Origin of the sequence: Mesorhizobium sp. M7A.F.Ca.ET.027.02.1.1 (assembly GCF_004022985.1) — a bacterium.
Classification (GTDB): domain Bacteria; phylum Pseudomonadota; class Alphaproteobacteria; order Rhizobiales; family Rhizobiaceae; genus Mesorhizobium.
This window is the reverse complement of the sequence record NZ_RZOL01000560.1, coordinates 1-3082: the sequence shown is the minus strand read 5'-3', so window position 1 is coordinate 3082 and position 3082 is coordinate 1. Positions and strand designations below refer to the sequence as shown.

5 protein-coding genes are annotated in these 3082 nt (G+C 65.0%); 4 read left to right on the top strand and 1 reads right to left on the bottom strand.

Going from position 1 to position 3082, the window contains the following annotated elements; all coding sequences use genetic code 11:
* Both phnH and EN749_RS33355 read left to right on the top strand, forming a co-directional pair.
* On the top strand, positions 1-559 hold a 559-nt coding region (gene phnH / locus EN749_RS33360), incomplete at its 5' end, for a phosphonate C-P lyase system protein PhnH (protein ID WP_128364762.1).
* A gap of 1 nt (position 560) precedes the next feature.
* Positions 561-1673 carry a carbon-phosphorus lyase complex subunit PhnI gene (locus tag EN749_RS33355; protein ID WP_128364761.1) on the top strand — a complete coding sequence of 371 codons (1113 nt, stop codon included), beginning with the start codon at positions 561-563 and terminating at the stop codon, positions 1671-1673.
* Between the two features lie 2 nt (positions 1674-1675).
* Here EN749_RS33355 and EN749_RS33350 read toward each other — a convergent pair whose 3' ends face one another.
* Entirely contained in the window at positions 1676-1879 is a 204-nt protein-coding gene (locus EN749_RS33350; RefSeq protein ID WP_127382629.1) for a hypothetical protein, read from the bottom strand.
* A 65-nt stretch (positions 1880-1944) separates the two neighbouring features.
* On the opposite strand from EN749_RS33350, the gene EN749_RS33345 reads away from it, so the two are divergent.
* Together EN749_RS33345 and EN749_RS33340 are read left to right on the top strand one after the other, a co-directional pair.
* On the top strand, positions 1945-2844 hold the full coding sequence (locus EN749_RS33345; protein WP_128289253.1) for an alpha-D-ribose 1-methylphosphonate 5-phosphate C-P-lyase PhnJ: 900 nt from the start codon (positions 1945-1947) through the stop codon (positions 2842-2844).
* Positions 2841-3082: ATP-binding cassette domain-containing protein (locus EN749_RS33340; protein ID WP_128364760.1), on the top strand; the 242-nt coding region annotated here is incomplete at its 3' end. The genes EN749_RS33345 and EN749_RS33340, both read left to right, overlap by 4 nt.

Sequence of the window (3082 nt, the reverse complement as noted above, 5' to 3'; positions counted from 1 at the left end):
CGCCCAGACCGTGTTCCGCGCCGTCATGGACGCAATGGCGCGGCCAGGCAGCGTGCAGCCGCTGCCGGCCTTCGCCCGCCCGCCGGCGCCGCTCTCGGCGACCGCCGGCGCCATCGCACTGGCGCTGTGCGACAACGACACCCCGCTCTGGCTCGACCAGGCCCTGCAAGCTTCCACCGCCATCAGATCCTGGCTTGGGTTCCACACTGGCGCGCCCGTGGCCAACACACCGGCCGATGCGCATTTCGCCTTCATCGCGGCCCCGGCCGAGATGATGTCGCTTGATGGTTTTTCGCAGGGCACGCAGGACTATCCCGACCGTTCGACCACGTTGATCCTGCAAGTCGGCGATCTCGTCTCCGGCACGCCGCTGTTGCTCGAAGGTCCCGGCATCGAAACCAGCGCCACGATCGCGCCGGCACAGATGCCGCGCCATTTCGTCGAGCAGTGGAAACAGAACATCAAGCGCTTTCCGCGTGGCGTCGACATCATCCTCGTCACATCAGGCGGCATTGCCTGCCTGCCGCGCACGACGCGCATCAAGACGATGGAGGCGTAAGATGTATGTCGCGGTAAAAGGTGGCGAAGCCGCAATCGCCAACGCCCACAGCCTGCTTGCCGACCGCCGGCGCGGCGACCGTTCGGTGCCGGCGCTTCGCCTCGACCAGATCGTCGAGCAGCTGGCGCTCGGCGTCGACCGGGTGATGAGCGAAGGCTCGCTCTACGATCGGGAGCTGGCCGCCCTAGCCATCGTCCAGGCGCGCGGCGACATGATCGAGGCGATCTTCCTGGTGCGCGCCTATCGCACCACGCTGCCACGCTTCGGCTACTCCAAGCCGATCGACACCGCCACCATGCTGGTCGAGCGACGTGTGTCGGCGACCTACAAGGATCTGCCCGGCGGCCAATTGCTCGGGCCCACCTTCGACTACACGCACAGACTGCTCGATCCCGAGCTTGCCGCGGGGGCCGAGGTCGCCGAGCCCTTGCTGCGCGAGACGGAAGCGCAAGCCATGCCGCGCGTTTCGGCCATCCTCGCCCGCGAAGGCTTGATCGAACCGGATGGCGACATGCCGCAGGACCATGTCCCCGGCGACATCACCCGCGAGCCGCTGGAATTCCCAATGGCGCGCGACATCCGGCTGCAGGCGCTGTCGCGCGGCGATGAGGGGTTTTTGCTGGCGCTCGGCTATTCCACCCAGCGCGGCTATGCCCGCAACCATCCCTTCGTCGGCGAGATCCGCATCGGCGAGGTCGAGCTCGAGCTCGACGTTCCCGAACTGCCCTTCGCTGTCCCGCTCGGCACTGTCCGTGTCACCGAATGCCAGATGGTCAACCAGTTCAAGGGTTCGGCCAAGGCGCCGCCGCAGTTCACCCGCGGCTATGGCCTCGTCTTCGGCCAGAGCGAGCGCAAGGCGATGGCGATGGCGCTCTGCGACCGGGCGCTGCGCGCGAAGGAGCTCGGCGAGGATGTCGTCGCCGCTGCCCAGGACGAGGAGTTCGTCATCTCACACTCCGACAATGTCCAGGCGACCGGCTTCGTCGAGCATCTGAAGCTGCCGCACTATGTCGATTTCCAGGCCGAACTCGACCTCGTGCGCCGCATGCGCGCCGAACACGACGCCCGCGAAAATGCCGACATGCTGAAAGACAAGAAGGAGGCGGCAGAATGAGCCTAGTCGCCCGATCCGCCGTCACCGCCACCGCTGTCGTGCGAATGGTCGCCATGCCCGCCACTGTGGCCGCCGCCGATGCCAATGCTCCCGCCATGCGCGCCTTCCCTGGCTCCGGGAAAAACCATTCTTCGGAGGATAAAGGCGATCACGCCGACGAACGCCAGCAGCAGAATTCCGATATGCAGCCAAGCGGTCTGGGTCATCCGATTTCGCCCCTGTTTTCGCGTCCTGGACGCCAATTCGATAGCACAATGTGGATGTGATCGCCATGACCGACATCGCCACCTACAACTTCGCCTATCTCGACGAACAGACCAAGAGGATGATCCGCCGGGCGATCCTCAAGGGCATAGCTATTCCCGGCTATCAGGTGCCGTTCGCCTCGCGCGAAATGCCGATGCCCTATGGCTGGGGCACAGGCGGTGTGCAGGTCACAGCTTCGATCATCGGCCCGGATGACGTGCTGAAGGTCATCGACCAAGGCGCTGACGACACCACCAATGCTGTCTCGATCCGCGCCTTCTTCAAGAAGGTCGCCAACGTCGCGGTGACGACTGACACCGCCAGCGCCACCATCATCCAGACCCGTCACCGCATTCCCGAGCATCCGCTGACGGCGGGCCAGGTGCTGGTCTACCAGGTGCCGATTCCGGAACCCTTGCGCTTCCTCGAGCCCCGCGAGACCGAAACGCGGAAAATGCATGCGCTGGAAGAATACGGCCTCATGCATGTGAAACTTTACGAGGACATCGCCAAACACGGCCGCATCGCCACCACCTATGCCTATCCGGTCAAGGTCGAGGGCCGCTATGTGATGGACCCGTCGCCGACGCCGAAATTCGACAATCCCAAGATGCACCGCTCGCCGGCGCTGCAGCTGTTCGGCGCCGGGCGCGAAAAGCGCATCTATGCGGTGCCGCCCTTCACCGAAGTGGTCAGCCTCGACTTCGAGGATCATCCGTTCGAGGTGCAGACCTTCGACCAGCCCTGCGCGCTGTGCGCGGCCGAGAATGTCTATCTCGACGAGGTCATCCTCGACGACCATGGCGGCCACATGTTCGTCTGCTCCGACACGGATCATTGCGAGAAGCGGCGGGCGGACGGCTATCACGGCCACCTTGCCCCGGAAAACCATCTTGCCTCGGAAAAAATGGAGCCGGCGCAATGACCGACGAACCGCTGCTGCGCGTCTCGGCGCTCTCCAAATTCTACGGCTCGCGCGTCGGCTGCGACAACGTCTCCTTCGACCTGTGGCCGGGCGAAGTCCTGGCTGTGGTCGGCGAGTCCGGCTCCGGCAAGACGACATTGCTCAACTGCCTGTCGACGCGGCTGCTGCCCTCCTCCGGCAGCGCCAGCTACCGCATGCGCGACGGCCAGTTCCGCGAGCTCTACCGCATGAGTGAGGC

Coding starts and splice junctions, on each gene's coding strand:
- EN749_RS33350 (WP_127382629.1), bottom strand. CDS start 1,879: ATGACCCAGACCGCTTGGCTGCATATCGGAATTCTGCTGCTGGCGTTC.
- EN749_RS33345 (WP_128289253.1), top strand. CDS start 1,945: ATGACCGACATCGCCACCTACAACTTCGCCTATCTCGACGAACAGACC.
- EN749_RS33355 (WP_128364761.1), top strand. CDS start 561: ATGTATGTCGCGGTAAAAGGTGGCGAAGCCGCAATCGCCAACGCCCAC.